Annotated in this window: 16 protein-coding genes; 6 read left to right on the forward strand and 10 right to left on the reverse strand. The window is 62.0% G+C overall.

All coding sequences use genetic code 11. The features are described from left to right. Window positions 1–70 precede the first annotated feature (70 nt). A complete protein-coding gene (locus U5805_RS25475) occupies window positions 71–301 on the forward strand; it encodes a DUF2795 domain-containing protein (protein WP_322106284.1) in 231 nt (76 codons plus the stop codon). Window positions 302–349: 48 nt separating this feature from the next. Here U5805_RS25475 and U5805_RS25480 read toward each other — a convergent pair whose 3' ends face one another. Continuing rightward, window positions 350–967, reverse strand: coding sequence for a TetR/AcrR family transcriptional regulator (locus U5805_RS25480; RefSeq protein ID WP_322106285.1), 618 nt, complete (start codon window positions 965–967; stop codon window positions 350–352). A gap of 272 nt (window positions 968–1239) precedes the next feature. Between U5805_RS25480 and U5805_RS25485 the strand changes: the two genes are divergently transcribed. From U5805_RS25485 to U5805_RS25505, 5 genes are all read left to right on the forward strand, one after another. Next, window positions 1240–2418, forward strand: coding sequence for an efflux RND transporter periplasmic adaptor subunit (locus U5805_RS25485; protein WP_322106286.1), 1179 nt, complete (start codon window positions 1240–1242; stop codon window positions 2416–2418). Next, a complete protein-coding gene (locus U5805_RS25490; RefSeq protein WP_322106287.1) occupies window positions 2415–5552 on the forward strand; it encodes an efflux RND transporter permease subunit in 3138 nt (1045 codons plus the stop codon). The genes U5805_RS25485 and U5805_RS25490 overlap by 4 nt, the downstream gene beginning before the upstream one ends. Before the next feature lie 2 nt (window positions 5553–5554). Next, entirely contained in the window at window positions 5555–7066 is a 1512-nt protein-coding gene (locus tag U5805_RS25495) for an efflux transporter outer membrane subunit (protein ID WP_322106299.1), read from the forward strand. 51 nt (window positions 7067–7117) lie between these two features. After that, window positions 7118–7723, forward strand: a complete 606-nt coding sequence (locus tag U5805_RS25500) for a 2-hydroxychromene-2-carboxylate isomerase (protein WP_322106288.1) — start codon at window positions 7118–7120, stop codon at window positions 7721–7723. Window positions 7724–8043: 320 nt separating this feature from the next. After that, the gene (locus tag U5805_RS25505; RefSeq protein WP_322106289.1) at window positions 8044–8475 is read left to right on the forward strand and encodes a hypothetical protein; all 432 of its coding nucleotides are present in this window, start codon (window positions 8044–8046) and stop codon (window positions 8473–8475) included. 678 nt (window positions 8476–9153) lie between these two features. On the opposite strand, the gene U5805_RS25510 is transcribed toward U5805_RS25505, so the two are convergent. From U5805_RS25510 to U5805_RS25550, 9 genes are all read right to left on the reverse strand, one after another. After that, complete coding sequence (locus U5805_RS25510) at window positions 9154–10359, reverse strand: glycosyltransferase family 9 protein (RefSeq protein WP_322106290.1); 1206 nt, start codon at window positions 10357–10359, stop codon at window positions 9154–9156. An 82-nt stretch (window positions 10360–10441) separates the two neighbouring features. After that, entirely contained in the window at window positions 10442–11332 is an 891-nt protein-coding gene (locus tag U5805_RS25515) for a hypothetical protein (protein WP_322106291.1), read from the reverse strand. 147 nt (window positions 11333–11479) lie between these two features. Next, a complete protein-coding gene (locus tag U5805_RS25520; RefSeq protein ID WP_322106292.1) occupies window positions 11480–12904 on the reverse strand; it encodes a TolC family protein in 1425 nt (474 codons plus the stop codon). Beyond that, the gene (locus tag U5805_RS25525) at window positions 12894–14315 is read right to left on the reverse strand and encodes an HlyD family type I secretion periplasmic adaptor subunit (RefSeq protein WP_322106293.1); all 1422 of its coding nucleotides are present in this window, start codon (window positions 14313–14315) and stop codon (window positions 12894–12896) included. Before U5805_RS25525 ends, U5805_RS25520 begins: the two co-directional genes overlap by 11 nt. A gap of 2 nt (window positions 14316–14317) precedes the next feature. Beyond that, entirely contained in the window at window positions 14318–16450 is a 2133-nt protein-coding gene (locus U5805_RS25530; RefSeq protein ID WP_322106294.1) for a type I secretion system permease/ATPase, read from the reverse strand. Between the two features lie 459 nt (window positions 16451–16909). Next, entirely contained in the window at window positions 16910–17080 is a 171-nt protein-coding gene (locus U5805_RS25535) for a hypothetical protein (protein WP_322106295.1), read from the reverse strand. 1842 nt (window positions 17081–18922) lie between these two features. Next, on the reverse strand, window positions 18923–20209 hold the full coding sequence (locus U5805_RS25540; RefSeq protein WP_322106296.1) for a sel1 repeat family protein: 1287 nt from the start codon (window positions 20207–20209) through the stop codon (window positions 18923–18925). Between the two features lie 3 nt (window positions 20210–20212). Continuing rightward, entirely contained in the window at window positions 20213–22084 is a 1872-nt protein-coding gene (locus U5805_RS25545) for a phosphatidylserine/phosphatidylglycerophosphate/cardiolipin synthase family protein (RefSeq protein ID WP_322106297.1), read from the reverse strand. A gap of 4 nt (window positions 22085–22088) precedes the next feature. Then, a partial coding sequence (locus tag U5805_RS25550; protein ID WP_322106298.1) for a DUF2345 domain-containing protein occupies window positions 22089–24272 on the reverse strand: 2184 nt, incomplete at its 5' end.

Consider the following 24272-nt stretch of genomic DNA (forward strand, 5'->3'; position numbering starts at 1 on the left):
ATGTAATCCCGATGTAGCAAGGATGTACCGAGGATGTAACCCGAAACGTAACCGCCAAGGACACCACTCGATGCCCGCTTCCCGCATTCCCGACGAACCCATCGACCTTCAATTCACCGACGTGCTGCGCGAAGTGCATTGGCCCGCGAACAAAGACGATCTCGTGGAAGCCGCGCGTTCGGCCGGCGCGAGCAATGAAGTCCTCGCGATCCTCGACGGCATGCCCGAGCAGGACTATCGCGACGTGGCGTCGGTGACGCGTTTGATCGGCGGTAACTTTGGTCCGGGCGTGAGCGGCTGAACGGCCGCACTGTCGCCGTTCCTGTCGACATCATCAAGGCAGGCACCATCAAGGCGCGCGGCCGAATACCACGCGCGCGAAAAATTGCCCCAGCACCGCTTCGACGAGCGGCGGCGTGACGTGCTGCGGGTCGGCCGTTGCCAGAAATTGCACGCCGTCGCATAAGCCCATCAAACCCAGCACGAGCAATTCCGGGTCGATTGTCACGGGCGTGCCCGCGCGCGCCGCGAATTCGTCGATGTACGCCATGAGCCGGTCGCGTTTTTCCTTCATGAATGCATTGAATCGAACGCGAAAGCGCGCGTCGCGCGCGGCCAGCAATTTCGCTTCCACCCACAGCAGGAACAGCTTGTTGTCCTGCGGCATGCGGCTGTAATACGTGAGCACCCGCGCTTCCATTTCCTCGCGCGACGCGCCGCCCGCGAAGATCGCGCGCAGTTCGACCTGCATGGCGTCGTGATCGCGCCGCAGCAGTTCGACCAGCAGTTCCGATTTGCTGGAAAAGTTCGAATAAAACGCGCCGCGCGTGTAACCCGCGGCAAGCGCGATGTCCTCCACGCTCGCGCCCACGAAGCCTTTCTTCATGAACATCGCCTGCGCGGCGTCGAGCACGCGCGCGCGCGTCTGGTCGCGGCTCTGCTCGCGGGTGAGTCGGGTGCGCTTCATGGCGTGGGGGCATTTGATCCGATTGGCATTGGCGCGAGTCTAGCACTGAAACATTCCTCGGATTCAAATCCGCACTCAGATACAACTGTGTATTAGAATTCGACACATTATCCCAGCCGGGGCGAACGCGAACATCGCGCGCGACCCTCGCTCAACGGCAGCGCAAACGGAGACGCAAACGGCCCGCGGCAAGCGAGGCCGGCTCGCGGCCTGCTGCGCGCAAGGCGTACGAGGTCCATGTGAATCGTTGCGGTCGTGGCGCATCAGGCAGGATGCGCGGTGGTTCCGTCGAGTCCGGCAAGTTCGCGCCATCGCGCCGCAAGCGCGGCGCGGCCGCGCGGGCAATCGCGCTGAGGGTCGCGCTGACAACCGCGCTCGGCGCCACGCTGCTCGCGGCATGCGGCAAGCAGAACGAGGCGCCGCCGCCGCCGCGCCCGGTCGTCTCCATGGCGGTGCATGCGGACAGCAGCGGCCGCGCACGCGCGAGTTATCCGGGCGAAATCGAGGCGCGCAACGTCACGCCGCTCTCGTTTCGCGTGAACGGCAAGATCGTCGAGCGCAACGTGCGCCTCGGCGACAACGTCAAGGCTGGTCAAACGCTCGCGCGGCTGGACCCCAGCGATTTCGACCGGAACGCCGCGAGCGCGCAGGCGCAATTCGACGCCGCGCAGCATCGCTTGCAGTTCGCGAGACAACAACTCGAGCGCGACACCGCGCAGGCCCAGGCCAATCTCATCGCTCGCGCGCAGCTCGAACAGACCCAGGACGCTTATGCCTCGGCGGCGGCGCAGCGCGATCAGGCGCAGCAACAGCTCGCGCTCGCGAGGGATCAACGCCGCTATACGCAGCTCGCGGCCGACCACGCGGGCGTCATCACCGCCGAAAACGCCGACACCGGCCAGAACGTGCAGGCGGGACAGGCCGTCTATCAGCTCGCATGGAGCGGCGACGTCGACGTGGTGAGCGACTTGCCCGAAGCCGCCATCGCGGGCCTGCATACCGGCGACACCGCGCAGGTCACGCTCGCCGCGCTGCCCGGCCGCAGCTACACGGCGCGCCTGCGCGAACTTGCCGCCGCCGCCGATCCGCAAAGCCGCACGTGGCGCGCGAAACTCACGCTCGAACATCCCGACGCCGACGTGCGCCTCGGCATGACCGCCGACATCGCCTTCGCCGCCGCGAGCGCGAATAACGCCGCCGCCACGTTCACCGTGCCCGCCACCGCCCTCTTTCACGACGGCACCGCGCCGGCCATCTGGATCGTGCATGCGCCGGACAACGTGCTGCAACTGCGGCGCGTGACCGTCGCGAGCTACGGCGCACGCACCGTTACCGTGGCGGCGGGCTTGCGGGACGGCGAGCGCATTGTCGTGCAAGGCGTACACACGGTTCACGCGGGCCAGCAGGTGCGGCCCGTCGCGCCGCTGCATCCCGAGGACTTCGCCTCATGAGCGCGGCACCGGGTTCCGATCACGAGGAAGGCCGCTTCAACCTTTCCGCCTGGGCGCTCCGGCATCGCGCGCTCGTCACCTTTGTCGTTGCCCTCGCAACGATCTTCGGCGCCCTCGCCTACACGCGTCTTGCTCAATCCGAAGATCCGCCGTTCACGTTCCGCGTGATGGTGATCCAGACCTTCTGGCCCGGCGCGACCGCGCGCCAGGTCGAGGACGAAGTGACGAGCCGCATCGGGCGCAAGCTCCAGGAAACGCCGTACATCGACTTTTTGCGCAGCTATTCGCGGCCCGGCGAGTCGCTCGTGTTCTTCACGATGAAGGACTCCGCGCCGGTGAGCGAAGTGCGCGAAACGTGGTATCAGGTGCGCAAGAAAGTGGGCGATATCGCGCCGAACCTGCCGCAAGGCGTGCAAGGCCCGTTCTTCAACGACGAATTCGGCGACGTCTACACCAACGTCTACGCGCTCGAGGGCGACGGTTTTTCGCCCGCGCAATTGCACGATTACGCCGACAAACTGCGCGAGCAACTGCTGCGCGTGCCCGACGTCGGCAAGGTCGATTATTTCGGAGACCAAAAGGAACGCATCTTCATCGAGATTCCGAACACCCAGCTCACGCGTCTCGGCATCTCGCCCACGCAGCTCGGCCAGGTGATCGGCGCGCAAAACAGCGTCTCGCCCGCAGGCACGCTCACCACGGCCGACGACCGCGTGTTCGTGCGCCCGAGCGGCCAGTTCGACGACATCAAGTCGATCGCCGATACGCTGATTCGCGTGAACGACCGCACGTTCCGTCTTGGCGACATCGCCACGATCCGGCGCGGCTACGACGATCCGCCCGCCACGCAAATGCGCTTCCAGAATCAGGCCGTGCTCGGCATCGGCCTGACGATGCAACCCGGCGGCGACGTAATCCGGCTCGGCAAGGCGGTCGATGCACGCATCGACACGTTGCGCGCGCAACTTCCTGTGGGCCTCAAGCTCGTCGAGGTATCGAGCATGCCGCAGGCGGTGTCCCATTCCGTCGACGACTTCGTGGAAGCGGTGGCCGAAGCCGTGGGCATCGTGCTGCTCGTGAGCCTCGTCTCGCTGGGCGTGCGCACGGGCATGGTGGTCGTCATCACCATTCCCATCGTGCTCGCCGTCACTTCGCTCGCCATGTATCTGTTCGACATCGGCTTGCACAAGGTCTCGCTCGGCACGCTCGTGCTCGCGCTCGGCCTGCTCGTGGACGACGCCATCATCTCCGTGGAAATGATGGCCGTGAAGCTGGCGCAGGGCTGGAGCCGCGCGAGCGCCGCCGCGTTCGCCTACACCAGCACGGCGTTCCCGATGCTCACCGGCACGCTCGTGACCGTTTCGGGTTTTCTGCCCATCGTGCTCGCGAAATCGAGCACCGGCGAATACACGCGCTCGATCTTCCAGGTTTCGGCGATCGCGCTGATCGCGTCGTGGTTCGCGGCCGTGGTGCTGATTCCGCTGCTTGGCTATCGCCTGCTGCCCGAGCGCAAGCGCGACCCCGACGCGGAGCATGACGCCCGCCATGAGCACGAGATTTACGACACGCGCTTCTATGGGCGTTTGCGCGGCTGGATCGGCTGGTGCATCGAGCGGCATTGGATCGTGCTCGCGCTCACCGTCGCGCTGTTCGTGGTGGCGCTCGCGGGCTTCGCGCTCGTGCCGCAGCAGTTCTTCCCGAGTTCGGATCGGCCCGAATTGCTCGTGGACGTGCGGCTGCCCGAAGGCGCGGCGTTCGATGCCACGCTGCGCGAAACGAAGCGGCTCGAAGCGCTGCTCAAGGGCCGCCCGGAGATCGATCACGCCATTGATTTTGTCGGCACCGGCGCGCCGCGCTTTTATCTGCCGCTCGATCAGCAATTGCAGCAGCCCAATTTCGCGCAATTCGTCATCACGACGAAGTCGATCGACGATCGCGAGAAACTCGCGCACTGGCTCGAACCGCGTTTGCGCGACGACTTCCCCGCCGTGCGCACGCGCATTTCGCGGCTGGAAAACGGGCCGCCCGTCGGGTATCCCGTGCAGTTTCGCGTGAGCGGCGACGACATCGCGACCGTGCGCGGCATCGCCGACCGTGTGGCCGCCACGCTGCGCGCCGACCCGCGCACCGAAAACGTGAGCTTCGACTGGGACGAGCCCGCCGAGCGCTCGCTGCATTTCCAGATCGACCAGCAGAAGGCGCGCGCGCTCAACGTCTCCACGCAGGACATCGCCAATTTCCTGCAAATGCAGTATTCGGGCTACACGGTCACGCAGTTCCGCGAGCGCGACAAATTGATCAGCGTCGATTTGCGCGCGCCGGCCGCCGAACGCGTCGATCCCGCGCGCCTCGTCACGCTTGCGATGCCCACGCCCAACGGTCCCGTGCCGCTCGGCGCGCTCGGCCATCTCGCCGACGATCTCGAGTACGGCGTGATCTGGTCGCGCGACCGGCAGCCCACCATCACCGTGCAATCGGACGTGCGCGGGGGCGCGCAAGGCATCGACGTCACGCAGGCGCTGGAGAAAAAGCTCGAGGCGATTCGCCGCGCGCTGCCGGGCGGTTATCGCATCGAGGTGGGCGGCTCCGTCGAGGAAAGCGCCAAGGGCCAGGCGTCGATCTACGCGCAGTTGCCGGTTCTCGCCATCGCCGTGCTCACGCTGCTGATGATCCAGTTGCAAAGCCTCGCGCGCGTGCTGATGGTGGTCATGACCGCGCCGCTCGGGCTGATCGGCGTGGTGATCGCGCTGCTCGTGTTCCGGCAGCCGTTCGGCTTCGTGGCGATGCTCGGCGTGATCGCGATGTTCGGCATCATCATGCGCAATTCGGTGATTCTCGTGGACCAGATCGAAACGGATATTCGCGCGGGACATCAGCGCTTCGACGCCATTGTGGGCGCGACGGTGCGGCGTTTCCGCCCGATCATGCTGACGGCCGCGGCCGCCGTGCTCGCGCTCATTCCGTTGTTGCGCTCGAACTTCTTCGGGCCGATGGCGACGGCGCTCATGGGCGGCATCACCATCGCAACCGTGCTCACGCTGTTCTTCCTGCCCCCGCTGTATGCGGCCGCGTTCCGCGTGCGCAGCAGCGAGACCGGCGCGAATCGCGACGAGACGCGAGGACACGCATCATGAAAATGCTCACGCCGACGCTCACGTGCCTTGCGACGCTCGCGCTCGCGGGTTGCGCGATGGGCCCGACGGGCGAGCCGCCCGCCATGCCGAAACCCGACCATTACGGGGCGCGGGAACAGCCCGCGCAGAGCGTCGCCGCCGACGGCGTTGCGCAGCAGTTCGTAACGGGCGCGCATCCGGTGCCGCAATGGTGGACGCTGTACGGCTCCGACGCGCTCGATGCGCTCGTGAGCGAGGGCCTCGCGAACAGTCCCAATCTCGCGGCCGCCGATCACACGCTGCAAGGCGCGCGCGAGCAGTTGCGCGGCCAGATCGGCGGTTCGCTGCTGCCGACCGTCGACGCGCTCGGCACGGCGCAGCGGCAACGCGCGCCGGGCGTGCCGCAATTCGGCATCGACAAGTTGCAGTACGCGCTTTTCGCGGGTTTGATCGACGTGCGCTATACGTTCGACGTATTCGGCGCGACGCGGCTGAATAATGCGGCGCTCGCCTCGCGCGTGAACGTGCAGGCGTTCCAGTACGAAGCGGCCCGGCGCGCGCTCGCGGCGAACATCGTAACGAGCGCGATCGGCGCGGCCACGCTGCACGCGCAGATCGACACGACGGTGCAGTTGATCGCGCTCGCCGACGCGCAAGCCGGCGACCTGCAAAAGCGCTATGCGCTGGGCGCGGTGTCGCGCACGGACGTGCTCAGCGCGCAGCAGAGCGCCGCCTCGCTCGCGGCGAATCTGCCGGGCTTGCGGCAGCAATGGAGCGCGATGCGCCATGCGCTTGCGGTGCTGCTCGGCCGCACGCCCGATCAGGCACCGCCCGATCTGGAGCTGGCGAGCCTCACGCTGCCCGCGCAAGTGCCGGTGGTCGTGCCGTCCGATCTGCTGCGCACGCGCCCCGACATTGCCGCCGCGCAAGCCGCGCTCATGGCCGCCGCCGCCGAAGTGGGCGCCGCGACGGCGCAGATGTATCCGAGCATCACGCTTTCGGCCGCGCTCGGCCAGGGCGGCTTTAGCTGGCCCGCGGCGACTTCGGGCGCGGGCGCGCTGTGGGCGATCGGCGCATCGCTCACGCAGCCGATCTTCCATGGCGGCGCGCTCGTCGCGCAGCGGCGCGCGGCGCTGCAATCGTATGAAGCCGCCAACGCCACGTACAGGCAAACGGTGCTGAGCGCGTTCCAGGACGTCGCCGATCGCCTGGCGGCGCTCGATCACGACGCGCAGGCACTGGAGGCGGCGAGTGCTTCGGCGAGCACGGCGCAAGGCGTCTACGACGATACCCGCGCGCGCTACCGGCTCGGCGCGGTGCCGCTTTATGCCGTGCGCCAGAGCGAGCAGCAATGGCGCAATGCGCGGCTCGACGAAGTGCGCGATCGCGGTGCGCGGCTTTCGGATACGGCAGCGCTGTTTCAGGCGATGGGCAATCCGCCCGTGAATCCGGCCACAGTGGGCACCGCGCGCGCGGAGGAACCGGCGGCGGCTTCCGCAGCCTCGCCAAGCGGCGACGCCGCGCGAGGCGAGTAACCTATCCCACTCGCGGCGGCGCCTGGCCGCCGCGCTCAAGGAATCGCCGTCATGTCCGCGCCTTCCGTCGACTTCTGGTTCGACCTCGCCAGCAACTACAGCTATCTGAGCGCGATGCGCATCGACGAACTCGCGACGCGCGCGGGCGTGGCCGTGCGCTGGCGCCCGTTCCTGCTCGGCCCGATCTTCGACGCCCTGGGCTGGAGCGCCCCGCCCTTCGTCGCGCAAAAGGAAAAAGGTGCCTACGTGATGCGCGACATGCAGCGCCAATGCGCCAAATACGCATTGCCCTGGGCGCCGCCGAGCGAGTTTCCGCGCCGCGCGCTCCTCGCCACGCGCGTGGCCGTGCTTGCCGCCGACGAGCCGTGGTTGCCCACCTGGTGTCGCGCGGTAATGGTGCGCAATTTTGGCGAGGACCGCGAAGTGGAATCGCCCGAAGCGATCACGCAAATGCTGAAAGCGCGCGGACTCGATGCCGCGTCCGTTCTCGCGCTGGCCACCGGCGACGAGAATCGCCGGCGAATGCGTGAACGCACGCAGCGGGCACGCTCGCTGGGCGTGTTCGGCGCGCCCACGTTCTTCGTCGGCGACGAAATGTTCTGGGGCAACGACCGGCTGGAGGACGCCATCGAGGAAGCGCTCTCCGCCGCTTCGTAAACAGCGCGTTCGATCGCGTGGCTGCATGCGTTTCTCGCGTTTCTCGCGTTTCCCGGTACGTTTCCTCTCTCGTTTTCTCTGCGCCCTGCGCTCATCCTCATCGTCAAAATCTGACAGGATTTTCTGACCCCATTTTTAGAGATAGAGCTGGTAGACTTCAACCCATATCGGCGTTTCCTGACTTCAGTTAGCTGAATTCGTACGGATTCCTACACAATTAAAACGCAGCCCTGGAAACACAGCCCTATCGGAGAGGCTGTCGCGCAAAAGACGGCAAAGCCGCGCACGCGCGACGCTAGACAACCTGAGAGATCACGATCATGGGACATCACCTCACACGCACGAAACGGGGCGTTTGCCTTGCCCTGCTCGGCCTTGCGAGCGCCGCCGCGCACGCGAGCCTTGACTGCTCCGGTTCCCACGGCGGCTTTCGCTTCCAGAACGGCGACAGTTGGACCGGCTCCGACAAGCTCGAACACGCGGCGGTTTCCGCGCCGTTCGGCGCGATCGGCGGCTGGCTCATGCGCGATACCGATCATCCCGTCATATACGGCACGCTGATCGGCACGGCACCGGGGCTGCTGAAGGAGACGCTCGACGGCACCTGCCGCACCGACGGCTTTTCGTATAAGGATCTTTTCGCGGACGCCATCGGCGCACTCACGGGCGCGTGGCTCGCGCACTGGGCCGTCACGTACACGCACGGCTCGAAGGCGCGCACGTTCGGGTTGCGCTACAACGACGTATTTTGAGCCGTGGATGCTTCGTTGTGCTGCACGCTTGATGCGCGAAGGCAATCGCTTTGGGATCAGGGAGTTAAGTTCGGTATCCCAAGGTTATGAACAGGGGCTTCAACAGAAACTGTGGAGAACGTGTAGGGGAAAGTTGTACACAGTTTTTGGGCATAAGTCCGTGGATAAGTATTTCCCCACGGCGCGGAATCCCACGCCACAAGGTGTTGCGGACCATGTGGGGAAAAATCAGGCATTCCACTCACGCCGCCGACATCGTTCCCCATGTTTGCCCACACATTGCGTTGCGGGGAAGCTAGTGGCGGGTGGTGTCGTTGTTGGGCGTATCGCGTCGCCGTGCTGACTGGAAATGCGGGTGCAGGTCGATGCTGCGCAAGTGCCCGCCGTGCCTCGCTGCGTTCGATGCCCTTGCCGAGGTCAGCATCTACCCAGTCCCGAATCCAGCAGGTGAGCATCTGGCCTGTTGAAACCAGGCGCACAGACGTTTGACGGCCTTGTGTGCTGCGGGCAGACCTTTTCATAGCCGCTGCATAAATCCCCGCAACCCCTCATCGTGAATCTCAGCCCGACAGTGAGCCCGATACTTTGCGATAGTGATAGCGCGACGCAGCGCGCGTATTCAATAAATTCCAGCAACGAGTGTCGCTTTAGGTCGATAACCAAGATAATTTTCCACCACTACATTCTTAGCATTTCAACGGCAATGTCGGCGGTTACCGACGTCCAATCACCAAGCGTTCGCTGACGAAATAATTTCATGGAGGGATACAGCGAAGTGGTTTTTCTGTCGTTTGGCCCCCAGCGCCAGTCCGCAACATTGGCGAGCAAGTTCCACACCGGAACGTCGAGCGCGCCCGCCAAATGTGCCGGTGCCGAGTCGATGCTTATAACTAGATCGAGTTGCATCATGACGTCCGCAAGATCCGCGAACGAGCGAATATATGGTGAAGCATCCAAAACGCCAAACCTTTCAAGCATCCCTCGTTCAGCATCCGAGTAATCTCCGTATTGCAACGAATAGAATATCACTTTCTCTGAAGCCAGAATGGGCTCAAGGGATGACAAGCTCATTGAGCGAAAAGGCTCATGACGGCAAGACTGATAGCTACTATTCACACTCCGCCAAACAATCCCGACGCTCATTTTTTCTTCTGATCTTGACAGGCGAACACTAAACTTCCTCTGCCTCGTAGATTTCATATATCCCCGAGGTGGCAACATGGAAAGATCTGCGTGACGATAACGCCAGTGCAGTAAATTGGCGAATACTACGGCATCGCAGCGAGCAATATTATTGACAGTCGCTCTTTCAAGTTTCACAGGTATTGAACTGTTTGAAAATAGCTCCCAGAGTGGTGGGTTCGGATCCATGAAAACTGTGCGCACACCTTCTGCGATGAGGCATTGAATGTAGCGGGAATGCTCAATGACGTCGCCAGCCCCACCAGCCAATAGCAGAAATATATCTTTCCCGGCCACAGATTGTTCTTGAGTGATGATTCTGTCCAGAATCACTGTGCGAAATTCGTCTTGCTTATCCGATGGGAGGCCGGGCGGAGGTCGCCACCAGTCGCGACTCATGACGAGTCCTTCAAGTGCAGCCGCCTCATCGAATTTTTCAAGATGAAGCTTCACCGCAGCCATTTCCTGTACGGCTCTGATAGTGACTTCTTCACGTGGGACCAAGGATGGCCATGCACAATTTAGTGCGTGCTCCGCATCGCCAAACATCCCGATGCGGCTATAGCAGAGCCCCTGTTCTACGTACTCCTGAGGAGTCGATCGATACTGTTCGGCGGCGCGTAAAACACCAAGTGCCTTGGAAGGCTGATTTTCGTCGCAAAGAAAATGAAAGTGTTTGACAGCGTCGAAAAAAGGCGTCATTTTTTTATAATTTCACAAATAACGAAGCGGTGGACAGGACGTTACTCCCGGCCACCGCTTCCCTGGTCATCCGCGAACTATTTTAGCTAACTTGGTGCTGAGCGCAAGCAAGCATTTGATCGCTTGTCGGCACAGGCATAACGATGTTCGACGCGGAAGCGCTCGCGGACGGCGAATAAGATGCCATCGCAGAAGCGAGTTGGTTCGCCTGAATTGCTCCCAGCCCCGAATCGGTGAGGGTCGTCCAGCTCGCCTTGCCCGTCGCGTCGAGGTATTCGATCTGGGTGCCCGAACTGACGCCGGACATCGTGGCAACGTTGCCGTTGCCAAGCTGCAGCGTCAGAACACCACCGCTGAGCGTAGCGCTGCCAGGCATGACATTGCCCGACAGAACAACCGTCCCATCCGTATTTTCGGTCACACCACCACCATTGGTCGTGACCGTCAGGCCTTGTGCAAGGTTAATGACGTTGTTCGAACCACCCAGATTGAGCGTCTGGAGCCCACCAAAGGACCCCATGCTCAAGATCTGGTTGCCGTTCCCGTTCACGGTGGCGATATCGGCACCCAACGCGATGTTATCGTTGTTCGCATATGCCGTCTGCCCACTGCCACGAAGCGCCAGCCCGTCGCCGCCCGCGGTGGCATAGATCGTCGAGTTCGTGCCCTCACCCTGGTAGCGCGAATTCGCTCCGATGGTAATCGTATTGTTGCTGCCCGAGTCCTCGGCGGAGCAGTTGGCACCCAGCGTCAACGAATTGCCCGTGCCGCTCACTCCTTCGTCTACACCGTTGACCGCCGCTCCCGAAACGGTGTTGTTGTTGCCCGTGACCGTTCCGCCGCCCGAACCACTCTCAAGAATGACGTAATCGGACGTACCGGTCAGGTTCAGCGAAGCGCCGCTTTGAACGTCGAAAGTAGTATTATCGAGCGATACTGAAACATCCGGTTGCGTAACGTTTATCGTGCTCATATGTACTCCTATGTTAATAGAGCGAAATTCGGACCGAGACGTATTCTCTGGTCCATCCTGACGAAAGCCGGACACAATGGCTCGGCTATCGAAAACCCAATCCTGGACTACGTTTTATCCTCGCTCTTCGAACGGGCGCCATCTGCTTCAAAAACTCTGGCGTCCCAGTGCCCCCAACTTCGCCGCCAGATCCACCCTCGCGTTATCCCAGTCCGCTAGTGCCTGAACCCTGCGTTGCTTCGCAGTGGCCAGCGCCGCCTGCGTGTTCATCAGCTCGAGGATGTTCCCCACGCCCGCGTCATAGCGATGACGCGCGGCTTCGTATGAGCGTTGCGCAATCGCCAGCAGGTTCGCGCTGTTCTCCGCGTTCTGTGTCGCACCGGTCAGCGTTTGGTAGCTCGCCCACACATCCAGCCCCACCTTCTGCTTCGCCTCGTCGATCACATCCGCCTGCCGCTCGGCCTGTGCCTTCGCCTGATCGATCTGGTAATGCCGCCCGAATCCTTCAAACAACGGAATGCTCACCTGCACGCCGATATACGCCTCATGCCCCGTCGCGGGAAATGTCGGCAACCCGAGCCCTTCGCTCTGAGGCTGGTTGTTCTGGGTGTACTTCGCCACCAGGCTGATGCTGGGCAGTCCCTGCGCGCGCGTCTGGTTCACTTTCGCCTGCGCGGCCTCGTACTGCGCCCTTGCCGCGCGCACTGAAGGATGGCTTTGCTCCACCTCGCGGATCATCTGCGCCACCGGTTCGCTGAACGTCTTTCCGGTCATCACGCCTTCCGTCACCGGCGGCACCTCCAGAGGCATCGACGGATCGAGACTCATGCTGGCAGCGAGTGTCCCCAGCGCCGTCTGCGCATCGCTTTGCGCCTTCGTCAGGCTGAACACCGCCTGTTCGTGCTGCGTCTGGGCCTGCAGGGCATCGGTGATCGGAACGACGCCTTTATCGGCCCGCACCTGTGCCGCTTCCATGCCCTGACGCGTCATGGCCTCTACCTCCTGCGCGGCCTGCAGTTCCCCCATCGCTGCCTGCGCTGCGTAGTAGTCCTTAGCAGCCTGCGCAAAAAAATCCTGCAGCGTAGCGTCCTGCGTCGCGCGCGCCGCTTCGAGCAGCGCGTTCGCGTTTCGCAGCGACGCCTCGCGACCACCAAAGTCATACAGCATCCAGTTCAGGCTCACGCCTGCGCTGCGTACGTTCGCATTGATGTCCGAACCCAGTTGCGGGTGGTTTTCGATGTTGGTCACCGAGTTTTCCCGTACGCCCTGCCAGTTCGCGGATATCTGCGGCAGGTAGGCCGCCCGTGCCACCCCGACACCGGCCGCCTGCGCCTTCACCGCGGCCCACGCCTCGCGCGTCTTCGGGTTGCCGCACAGGGTGCGCTCCACTGCCTCCTGCAGACGCAGCGGGCGGCTCGGCGCCGTGTTGAACTGGCAGACAGGCACGATCGTCCCGCCCGCCGTCGCGGAGATGCCCTGCTCCGCGCGCAGCACGTCGAAGGCGTGAGCGCTCATGCTCATTACCGTGAGGCCCGCAAGGATCGCGAGCTGCGCCTTCTGCTTACCGTTCACGCATGCTCTCCTTTGCCGTCTGCAGCAGCGGATCGAGGAAGTACCCGATCACACTTCTTTTGCCTGTGCGGATGTCCGCCGTCACCGCCATGCCAGGCGTGAGCGTGATCCAGCGGTTGTCCACGTGGATGCGGTTCGTTTCCAGGCGAATGCGCACCGGGAACGTCAACCCCAGCTTCCTGTCCTGCACGGCGTCGTTCGAAACCTCGGTGATGGTGCCGTTCAGCAGCCCGTAGCGCGTGTACGGAAACGCCTCGATCTTCACCGCCGCGCGCTGGCCCACCTGCACGAAGCCGATGTCCCGGTTCTGCAGCCTCGCCTCGACCTCGAGTGCATCGTCGGGCACGATTTCCATCAGCGACTGCGCCGTCGTCACCACGCCGCCCAGCGTGTGGACAGCGAGCTGCTGCACGGTGCCGGCGACAGGGGCGGTCAGGCTCATGAGCGCCTGGCGCGTGGTGGCCTTCGTTTCATCCTCCCGAGCTTGCGTTACTTGCTGCGTGGCCTTTTCCAGTTCGTCCAGCTGGTCGCGGCGGAACTTCGACGCCGTCGCCGCGACCTGGGCGCGCTGTTCCGCAATGGCAGCCCCCAGTTCGTTCGCGTGGCCGCGCTGCGCGGCGAGTTCATGCTCCTTGTCCAGCGCCGACTGCTCCTTGTCGAGGTAATCGTTGCGCGCCACGTACTTGTCCGCGACGAGCGCCCGGTACGCATCGGCCTGCTGGCGCGCAAGCGGCGCCGTCGCCACGAGCTTCGCGATCTCCGCGTGCGTGCTGTCCAGTTCCGCCTGGCGCTTGGCCAGTTCGGCCCTCTCGCCTTCATACTGGTCCCGGTATTCGAACCACGCCCCTTCGGCCTGGCGCTGCGCATCCTCCATGCGTGCTGCGGGCGCATCATCGACTTTCGCCACCACTGGAACCTTGCTGTCATGTTGCGCCGCGAGCAGCGCGTTCGCGCGTGCCGCCGCCAGTTCGGCATCCAGCCGCGAGGAACGTGCCTTGTCGGTGTCGGCCACGGCCTGTGTCGTGTCGAGCTTCATCAGCAGTTGTCCTGCCGCAACGCGCTGACCGTCCTTCACCCCGATCTCGCGCACCACGCCCGTAATCGCCGGCTGGATCGTCTTCACACGCGCGTCCGGAATGAACTGGCCGCTGGCCGTCACCACGATATCCAGCCGTCCGAGAATGCCGATGAGCAGCGCGAGAATGGTGAGCGCCACCAGCACGCGCATCGTCCAGCGCGGCGCCGGGTGAACCGGCGTCTCGACGAGTTCCAGTTCGGCCGGCAGGAAGGCGAGTTGATCCGCATCGCGCGATGGACGCTCGAGCTGCGCGCGGATCTGCCAGACCTCGCGCCATACGGCGGCGTAGCGTTTCACCAGATCGGCGAACGCCTGAAGTTTCATCGTGCCCATGCTCAACCGTCCTGCAATGAAACGAGGTGGGCGTAATAGCCGCCGTGGGCGAGCAGCGCGTCGTGGTTGCCCTGTTCGACGATCTTCCCGTGGTCCATGGCGACGATGCGGTCCGCGTGACGCACGGCACTCAGGCGGTGCGCGATGATGATGACCGTGCGCCCCGCGCAGATCGCCTTCATGTTGTCCCGGATGATGCGTTCGGTCTCGAAGTCGAGCGCACTCGTGGCTTCGTCGAAGATGAGAATGCGCGGATTCGTGAGCAGCGCGCGGGCAATGGCCAGGCGCTGGCGCTGGCCGCCCGAGAGATTGCTGCCGTGCTCGCCCACCACGGTGTCGTAGCCTTCGGGTAGCGCGCAGATGAACTCGTGAGCGCCCGCGAGCTTCGCCGCGTGTATCACCGCTTCGAGCGGCACGCCCGGATCGGTGAGCGCGATGTTCTCGCGCACACTGCGGTTAAAGAGCAGGTTCTCCTGCAGCACCACGCCTACCTGGCGGCGCAGCCAGGCGGGATCGGCCAGCGCCAGGTCCTGGCCGTCGATGCGCACGGTACCCTGCTCGGGCAGATAGAGCCGTTGCAGCAGCTTCGTGAGCGTGCTCTTGCCCGAACCCGAACGCCCGACGATACCGATAACATGACCCGCGCGAATATCGAGCGATACGCCGTCGATAACGGGCGGCGCGTCAGGCCGGTATCGGAAGCGGATGTTCTGGAACTGCACGTCGCCGCGGATCGGCGGCAGCGCCTGGCGCGCCTGCGGGATCTCGGTGCGCGTATTGAGGATGTCGCCCAGACGCTGCATCGAGATGCCGGTCTGCTGGAAGTCCTGCCACAGTTGCGCGAGGCGCAGCACGGGCGCGCTCACACGCTGGGACATCATGTTGAAGGCGACCAGCTCTCCCACCGAAAGCCGCCCGTCGATCACAAGCCGCGCACCGACGAAGAGCGTGCCAAGTGTGACGAGCTTGCCGACGAGCTGGATCAGTTGCTGGCCGACGTTGCCGAGCTGGTTCACACGAAAGCCCGCGCTCACATAGGCGGCGAGCTGCGTCTCCCAGCGGCGGATGAACTGCGGCTCGACAGCCATCGCCTTGACCGTCTCGACGGCCGAGACCGACTCCACGAGAAAGGACTGGTTGTCCGCGCCGCGTGCGAACTTCTCGTTCAGGCGCGCACGAAAAGCCGGCACCAGTCCGCCCGAAACCGCGCCGTAGACCGGCAGCGACGCTACCACGAGCAACGTCAGCCACACGCTGTATACGCACATCACGCCGATAAAGACAAACGAGAAGGCTATGTCGATGACCGCGGTGAGGGCCTGCCCGGTCAGAAAATTGCGGATGTTCTCGAGTTCGCGCACGCGCGCGACCGTGTCGCCGACGCGGCGGGCGCCAAAGTAGCTCAACGGCAAAGCGACAAGATGGCGAAACAGGCGCGCGCCCAGCTCGACGTCGATGCGGTTCGTGGTGTGCGCGAACACATAGTTGCGCAGGCCCGTGAGCAGCACCTCAAATACCGACGCCACAAGCAAGGTGATGCACACGACATTCAGCGTGCTGTACGTGCGGTTCACGAGCACCTTGTCCATGACGACCTGGAACATCAGGGGCGACACCAGACCGAAAAGCTGAAGCACGAGCGAGACGCCCAGCACCTCCAGCAGCAGTTTCCGGTAACGGACGATGGCCGGGATGAACCACGAAAAGTCGAAGCGTGCGAGTTCGCCGGCGAGGGACGCCCGTGAGGCGAACAGCAGCATTTCACCGGTGCTACGGGCAATCACCTCTTCAAGTGGCTTGATGACGGGCGCAGGCGAACCGGGTTCAAGAATCAACGCGGTCTTGCCATCGGTCTTCGCAAGGATGAAGTGCCGCTCATCCCGATCGAGCACGAGGGCGGGCAACGGTGTGTTTGCCAGCTTCTCCACGCGCAATGGCACGCTGCGCGCCTTCAGTCCGAGACTGCGGGCAGATAGTACGAGGTCCTTGCTGCTGAACCGGTCGCTACCGGTTGCAGCAGCGTGCTTCAACTGGGCCGCATCGGCAGCGATATTGTGGAAGCGGGCGATGGTGACGAGGGCTAAAAGCCCGTGATCGTCAATTGCATTTGTTTCGTTATACTGATTTAAATTCATTCAACTGAAAGCTCACGAACTTCTCCTGGGGTAGGCTTGGTCTGCCGCGCCCGAGGGATGCTGCCGCAATTGACGCTTCACATCGAAAACCATGCGCGACGAAAAGACATAGTCCGCGTGACACCAAGTGCTAAGCGATTGCTAATACTTACAACTTAATCGATCCCTAATATTGGCAGCTTAATCGATCCCTAATAAAAGACCAACTCCTGGCCAGCAGAAAAGTACGGAATTACGGGGCGTTCACGCCAAAAGTTAGGATGGATCAACCGCACACTCAATCTGAAAGGTATTTGCAATCAATCGACGTCAGATATTGCCCTGCGGGGTATAGGAAAGGGCGCCCAAGCGTGGACGAAACCTTGCATCAAACAGGAAACATCTGAAGATGATCGCCAGGAAAACTGACTGACTTCGTCAATCACGCAGCGAACGTCAAGTCACTTGCCGTTCGCCTGACTACGTCATAGGGAAACGGTGGCGTGAAGAACCCTGTTCAAGCTGCATCTTCTTGGCAACAGCCTGCTTCTGGCCTACCGGGTCGCCACCGCGCCCGACGCGCAGTTTCGTTTCATCGAAGTTCGCAAGGATGGCGTCGAGCGGGACACGCGGCAAAGCACCCAGCGCCATCTCACACGACTCCTCGCCGAAGCGGTAGCGGGTACTGACGCCCTTTGCTCCGGCGCGCACCTTCCCGACAGACCGCAACCGTCATTCAGCATGCGCCATGATCGACGGCGGTTAGCCTCAGGAGCATTGCTCCCCTGAGGGCGTGAAAACGTTCCAGCCAGTGCCGAATCCACATCCAACCCGTCGAATCTAAACAAAACAGATGTTTGTAGGGCCTTGCACGCTACCGGCAAATCTTTTCCACAGTTTTTGTTCACAAGTCCGTGGATAACTCTTCCCCCACAGCGCGGAATCCCACGCCACAGGGCTTTGCGGGCTATGTGGTGGGGAAATAGAGCATTCCCCCACGCCGCCAAACATCATTCCCCCACGTTTCCCCTCACGCTGCGGTGCGGGAAAACCTGCCGTTCCCCATGGCGGGGACGGCCCTGTGTATTAGACAGGTGTTTTGTAAAACTTTCAAGCGAGTGACCGTTGCGGGTCATGCTGACAAGTCACTTGTACACCAACAGCGCGTACAGCTTATCTGTTCACGCTGCGATGCACACATGACGAGACATACTGCGGGGATTCCCCACGGCGCACGATGATAGGGCTACTGCGCGTGGTGCTCGCCCTGGCCGTCCACCAGCACCGGCAGTTCGAACGGCGGCGACACGATCACGCTCCCCCGTCGAGCAGCGTCGTCGCGGGGTCCATCTCGCGACGCAGCGCCGGTACATGCCCGGGATGCACGACGAGCGCGGCGGGCTTGAGCCGTGCTGGCGGACATAGGCTTCGATCCCGTGCTCGATGAGCTTCCAGGTGCCGCAAGCCAGGTTAGTTGTTTCCATAAATCACACCCTGTGATTTTTCCGGCTCGGTATGGCACACGCGATCCTCATCCTTCGTAGTCGTATTTCAGACGCTTGCTGCGCTTCTTCGAACGGTTGAGATTGGCACAGAGCGGGCACCATTTCCCCTGGCATACCACCCCCGGCTTGCTTGACCAGACGTGCCCCAGCCAGCACTCCCACTGTAGCGGATGTCTTGTCGAGACATACACGTCCGACAGGCAGCGCCCACCACGGCTGGCCGCGAGCGCCCGCATCTGGCCTATCGTTGCACGCATCCTGTCAAACTGGCACAACTGGCACCAGTGACCTTTGCGCACGTTCCGGGGCCACGCCCACCACCGGTGCCCCGCTGCGCACTCAAACTGCAATGGCGTGGTCGCGTTCACGTATTCCTGCGACAAGCACCGCCCGCCCATGGCTTCCGCCGCTGCCTGGATTTCCCCCAGCGGCACGCGTCTGCGCTTGCGTGCACAGGCCGGACACCAGGTGCCAGCCTTGACCCTTTTCGGCGTCGTCCACCACCGGTGCCCTTCGGCACACGCCCACTCCAGGTGAGTCCTGGCGTTTGTGTATTCCACCGACAGACACCGCCCCCGCCTCTCGCCGGCCAAGCGCTGCATGTCTGCCAGGGTCCCAAACTGCTCTTCCTTCGCACAGACTCCGCACCAAGTGCCACTTTTGACCTGCTTGCCCGGTGCCCACCAGCGATGCCCCCGGGTGCACTCCCACTCCAGCGGCGTATAGCTGCCTACGTACTCTGCCGACAGGCAGCGACCACCGCGCGCAGCGGCGATGGCCTGCATGTCAGCCAGGGTTCCGCACCGCTCCTTTCTCGCGCAGACTCCGCACCACGTTCCGCTTTTTACGTTAGTGGCGCTGGTCCACCATCGGTGCCCCAGGGCACATTCCCATTCGAGCGGCGTCCTGCTGCCGGTGTATGTCTCCGACAGGCACCGACCGCCCCGTGTAGCTGCAATGGCCTGCATGTCTCCAATCGTCAGCGGCTTCACACTGCCTCGTCGGGGTAGGCCACAAGGCTCCACGTCGTAGGGGTACGACTCTCACGCACGCCAAGCAGGGCATCGAGCATTTTCATCGAGCGGGGATAGCGGAGGAGCAGATCCGGCATGGTTTGCCCTTTGCTAAAGTGCTGCGTGGCTTCCTGGCTGTAGTATGTCCATTGCTTCGCACACCACACACCGTCCTGCGGACAGACCTCCTTGGTGTAAGCCGTCGTGCCGAGCGGCACGCGTTCGGCCTCTGCGGTTTTGGCTGGCTTGAGCGGCAGGCCCGTCGCCGGGTCGAGGTCCTTCTCGCGGGCCAGTTTGGTGACGAGCGATTCGGCAGGCTTCGGCGGCGGCGTGGCGGCGTCCCGCTCCTTCTGCCACTGGAACGTGCCGTCCCACTCCGGCAGCTTCGCGGGCGGCAGTGGCACGATCTGGTCGATGTCCGGCACCTTGGGATTGAGGCTTTCGTGGTCGGTCAGAAACTCCCAGACCGCCCCGTAGCGCCGTGAGCGCTCGGCGTCGTAGGGGAGCGCCATGTAGTACAACGGCGCCGAGGGTTTCTGCCCTCCAAAGCCGTTCTCTAAGAACGACGCAGATTGCGAATCGCCAGCCTCTACGCCTTTCTGAAATGACTTAATAGCATCAGCATAATTGTTGTTGGTTTTGAGATCGACACCTAACGCGCTCGCCGCCTTACCAAAGCCCTGATCCGTCGCGCACTGGCGCATCTGTTTGGCAATATCAGGAGCTTTGTCCAACGGAGCAAGTAATTCCGCTACGTAATACTGTGCGTCTGGACTCCCCAAGTCCGCGGCCTTTCGAAAATAGCGCCGGGCCTGGTCCGCATCCTGTTGAATCCCATAACCCTGTTCCAGATAGTGGCCCATGTCGTAGTAACCACCCGGCACACCAGCCTTGATTAGCTGTATGGCCAGATCGACGGCCTCCGTGGCCGCATCAGGCGATGACGCCAAACCGGAAGTCAAAAGACCCTGAAGATTGTTGTTAGCCTTGTAGTGGCCGAAAGCCGCCGCTATCCGGTAGTAGCGGGCGATGTCATCGAAGTTCTTCGGGCCTTCCTTCTTTTCCAAGGAACGACCGTACTTGAAGAGCACGTCAGCGTTCGAATCGAGTGGAGGCAAACGATCTGCTTCGTGCGTACAGGTAAAGGCCAGCTTGGCACGCACAGCAGACATATCGGAGGCAGAAGCCACGGTAGTCGTATCCTTTTTTGAGCAGGCACACAAAAGCAAAGCAAGACAGATAACCGTCGAAGTTTTTCTCATGGACTAATCCATGTTGCTGCGTTGTGCTGACTCACGTGAAAAACCTATGAGCGAAGCAACGGGTGGCTTTCGATTTATCTGATTGCTCGAATTTTGCGTAATAATATCCCCCCAAACACTGAAAGCTTTCTTCGGGTCGTCATGCGCACCCGCGTTTGCAGTATGGATATCCCACAATTTTCTACGCAGCGGTTGCGTCACGCTCATGTGTTCGTGGCAGATGTTCAGTTCACTGTCCACCTCCATACTGCGCGTGTTGATATTCGCCGAGCCGTGCGTCAGAAACACATCATCGATAATCATGACCTTGCTGTGGATATACACCGGCATCCAGTTGTCGCCTGGCGAATCCGGCGCAACCAGTGTGCAGATATGAATCTTCAGGCCGGGGATATCCTTCGGTGTGAGTGGCCCTTTACGGAACTGCCGGGCTTCATCAAGTTTCTTCTGTGCCGCCTGCTGACGCGTAGCCGCATCGGGACCTGAACTCATCCGTGCTAGCGCGAGTTCATTCACTGCACTCATGACATCTTGTTGCTGGGGGATTTCCTGATTTTCTTTCGCCATGCCGGACATGAGATTTGCCTGCCCGAGGCTATCCAGCATCCTGTAGGTGCTTACCGTCCCAACGCCCATCCCGTCGTCGCTTGAATTGGTCACAACGAAGAGATAGATTGAGCCGTGCTTTTTAGGATCGCGCCCCCACGCGACCTGTTTTGCGGCGGCTTCCTTGATCTTTTCCGCCAGCGGCTCCCAGCGAAAATACTGATTCTCGATATAGATGAACTTCGTCGCGTTGCACGCCACCTGAAGATAAAGCGACTTGATATCCTGCTTGCCTTCCTGGGACTGGGTACGCGTAATCTGCGCCATGACGGGAGTGCCAAAATCACTACGCACCTTCAACTGTTTCGCCAGGGGCTTACGCTTCGTCAGCAAATCGACCTTTGTATTGTGCTTCCACGCGTTACAGAAATTTGCGTTCAGGCACTCCAGAATCGGTCCCGTGACAATGCTCGACATATCCTGACGCGGTGTCTCACCGTTGCGCCCAAAGCGGGCGTTCATCCGTGCGTATTGGTGCGCGTCAGTATCCCAATAGGCATCAAGCGTGTTATGGCCCATGACGAACCCGACCGCATGTTCGGGTGCTTCGTAGTCAATTATCACCATCTTTTGGTGGTGCGACGGCCCGCCACCGAAGCCGACTGCAACCGCCTTTTCACTCAGGCCCTTGTCCGCTCGCCGCAAGCTTTCCCGGTACATGATCTCGGCACGGTCCGCCAGTGAGAAGTCACGTGTAACGAGCTGTATGTTTGTCAGTGGCTGCACGCCCAATCCCGGCGCAGACGCCGAGCTTGACGAGGCGGCTTTCATGTGCGCACGCAGTTCCTCCGACAGGGCATCCTGTTCCGGCGAGGCGGCGATTCGTGCACGGTAATACCAGGCACGATCATATTCACGCTGGGTGTTATTCTCGTTTTGTGTTTTGACGCTTCGCAGGAGGTCATAGCCCGGATTTTCGTTTTCGAGAAGTTGCCCGACCGCAAAGCTGTCTGCCCAGCACAGGATGCGGACCTTAACGCCCTCCCGGCCTTTCCTGGCTAGCAGATCGCCAATGCAGAGCGATTTGCCACCATCCCGCCTGAAATACATCGACGGCTGGAAGCCCCAGCAAATATAGTCAATGGTGTGCTTGGCACTATCGATGGCATCGTATAGAGCGCCAAACGCCTCCTCGCCGTTGACCAATGGGCGGTAGGACGCCTGCATCGGCGGATACTCAGTCAACTGCACAAACCACGGCGCACAGATCAGAGCCGAGGTGGTCTGATCAAGTGCAATCGGGGTAACAATAGATGAAGGATTGCCCACGGTTTCATTGCTCCGCTTCAGGATTGAGCAACTTGCTGTAACGCTGCCTGTTCAGCGCGCGGTCGCCCGATGGATTGATATCAGCGGATGACTGACTCTCATGGAAGTGAAAGCCCTGATTCGCGAGATCACCATTCGCTGCGTTGCCGCGATATACCTTCGCGACAGGAATCGTGTATGTCACGCCGCTCGCCACTTCGAGTTTGTATTGCTGCGTGGTCGGATGATGATCGACCTGGAGCAGCCCGGTTTCATCGAATACCCCCTGTTTGACCAAGGTGTTGCCCACAAACAGCTTGTAGGGCATGCCAGCGGGAATTGCCGCCCGCGAAGCTGGCGAGGCTGCGGTATTCAGCGACAGCGGCACGGTCGGCAGGCCAGAAAGCGCCGGATGGGTCAGGTCCAGCGGCTGGTTCAGCGTCGCCTTGCCCTGCTTCTGGATCGTGATGACCTTCAGGAACAGATCCTCGGGACCGCCGAGCGTAATGCTGCCGTCCTTCATCTGGATAAACGAGCCGCCCGATTCGAGCGTGAGTTCGGTCTTTGCGACGATGCGCGTCACGCCGTTTACGCTCGCAATGCTGATGTCCTTGTCTGCGGCGAACGACATGGGGCCGCCCTGCGCCTGTATCTCGGCGGGGCCTTTAGCCGCAAAAATCTTGATGCCAGCCTTCTGCACGAAAAGCGAAATCTTCTCGGCCGCCGCCACCGTGAAACGCTCGAGCACGCTCCAGTCCGCATTCTTCCCTGCCACAGTCGAGATAGTGCCCTGCGTTGCGAACTGAATGCCCTGACCCGCGACGATGCCCGCCGATGCCGGGGTACTCATCAGCAAGCCCGGTTGCTTCAGGCCGTCGAAATCGTCTTTCATCTGCTGCTGTGCATCGGTGTCGGCGGGTTCCGCCTTCGCGCTGCTGGCGGACGCCGCCAGCGCCTTCGCGGTCGCCAGCGCGCTTTCGAGCTGCGCAATGGTCTCCTGCATGTCAAGCTGCTTGCCGGTCGCGGCGGGACGGTCATAAGCCGTCAGCATCATGCCCTTGCCCGCGCGATTGACCCCGTAACCCGATGTACGCGCTTCGAAGCCTTCGCCCCGGTATTCGAGTTTGTTGTTAACCAGGTAGCCGAGATTCAGTTGCAACTTGCCCGAATGTTCCGTGCTAAGTTTGACGCCTTCCTGGCCCGCCCAGTCTTCCATGCGCAGCTTGTTGTTCGCCTGCGTGCGGATCATGTTGCGTGAAAGCCAGCGCCGGTCGTTCGTCACCAGGTCGCGCGCCTGGCTGTGATGATGAAACCCGCAAATTTCCGGCTTGTCAGGGTCGCCATCTCGAAATCGGATCACTGCCTCGTCGTTGTCCAGCGCGACGAAGTGCATGCCGGTCTGAAGTTTGCCCGCGAACGGTTTCGCCAGCCGCATCGGCACGCTCTCGCCACCCTTCGGCCAGGTGCCGAAGTCGGCGTCCAGACGGACGACGTAATATCCGACAGAATTCAGGAAGCTGTAGGTGTATCTGTCAGGACTGCAAATTCTCGCGCTGAGGGTGCCCGATATACGGGCCCAGGTTTCCGGTTTGAGCTGAAGCCGGAAACGCCGGTCAGCGGGGATGGCCCTGAAACGGTTTGTATAGGGTGTGTTGCGCCCGCCGCTATGCGTGACCTCGATCACCAACTGGCCTTTGGGTGCATCGGGCAGGACAATATCCGTCTCCAGCACACTTGCACACTGCAACGCCAGTACGTTGCTCTCGCCCTCGTAGATAATCTGCCGAGCGAGAGCGGCCTCGTGGCGAAGCTGCGCTTCCCACTTCGCCCCCGCCTGGTCGAGGTGGTGGGTGCCGTAGATGTAGGGCCGGCCATACGTCGTCGGGTCCTGCGGGGCGAGGTTGGCGCTGTCTCTAAATCTCTCCCAGGCCGATTCCGGGTTGTAGTCGGCCACGGTGTACGACTTCGGCACCGTCTTCGCGTGGGTCTTCAGTGACGTGACCGCTTCCACGCCACCCGATTCGAGTCCTGCCGCCTCGCGGTACGGCACGATGCGCTGGGGTTCGTCATAGAGATAGTGGTCGATGTCATCCGCGAACACGACCTGGTCGCCGTACTCACACTCCTCGATAAACGAATAGATGCCCTCTTTCTGCATCAGCATCTGGACATAGACCAGATCGACCATCTGATGCTGGAAACGCCACGT

Origin of the sequence: Paraburkholderia sp. J41 (assembly GCF_905220235.1) — a bacterium.
GTDB lineage: Bacteria > Pseudomonadota > Gammaproteobacteria > Burkholderiales > Burkholderiaceae > Paraburkholderia.

Bases quoted from the DNA above. Each gene is read 5' to 3' on its own strand.
- U5805_RS25505 (WP_322106289.1), top strand. From the start codon at position 8,044: ATGGGACATCACCTCACACGCACGAAACGGGGCGTTTGCCTTGCCCTG.
- U5805_RS25530 (WP_322106294.1), bottom strand. From the start codon at position 16,450: ATGAATTTAAATCAGTATAACGAAACAAATGCAATTGACGATCACGGG.
- U5805_RS25515 (WP_322106291.1), bottom strand. From the start codon at position 11,332: ATGAGCACGATAAACGTTACGCAACCGGATGTTTCAGTATCGCTCGAT.
- U5805_RS25495 (WP_322106299.1), top strand. From the start codon at position 5,555: ATGCTCACGCCGACGCTCACGTGCCTTGCGACGCTCGCGCTCGCGGGT.
- U5805_RS25540 (WP_322106296.1), bottom strand. From the start codon at position 20,209: ATGAGAAAAACTTCGACGGTTATCTGTCTTGCTTTGCTTTTGTGTGCC.
- U5805_RS25480 (WP_322106285.1), bottom strand. From the start codon at position 967: ATGAAGCGCACCCGACTCACCCGCGAGCAGAGCCGCGACCAGACGCGC.
- U5805_RS25510 (WP_322106290.1), bottom strand. From the start codon at position 10,359: ATGACGCCTTTTTTCGACGCTGTCAAACACTTTCATTTTCTTTGCGAC.
- U5805_RS25525 (WP_322106293.1), bottom strand. From the start codon at position 14,315: ATGGGCACGATGAAACTTCAGGCGTTCGCCGATCTGGTGAAACGCTAC.
- U5805_RS25500 (WP_322106288.1), top strand. From the start codon at position 7,118: ATGTCCGCGCCTTCCGTCGACTTCTGGTTCGACCTCGCCAGCAACTAC.
- U5805_RS25535 (WP_322106295.1), bottom strand. From the start codon at position 17,080: ATGGCGCTGGGTGCTTTGCCGCGTGTCCCGCTCGACGCCATCCTTGCG.
- U5805_RS25475 (WP_322106284.1), top strand. From the start codon at position 71: ATGCCCGCTTCCCGCATTCCCGACGAACCCATCGACCTTCAATTCACC.
- U5805_RS25490 (WP_322106287.1), top strand. From the start codon at position 2,415: ATGAGCGCGGCACCGGGTTCCGATCACGAGGAAGGCCGCTTCAACCTT.
- U5805_RS25485 (WP_322106286.1), top strand. From the start codon at position 1,240: ATGCGCGGTGGTTCCGTCGAGTCCGGCAAGTTCGCGCCATCGCGCCGC.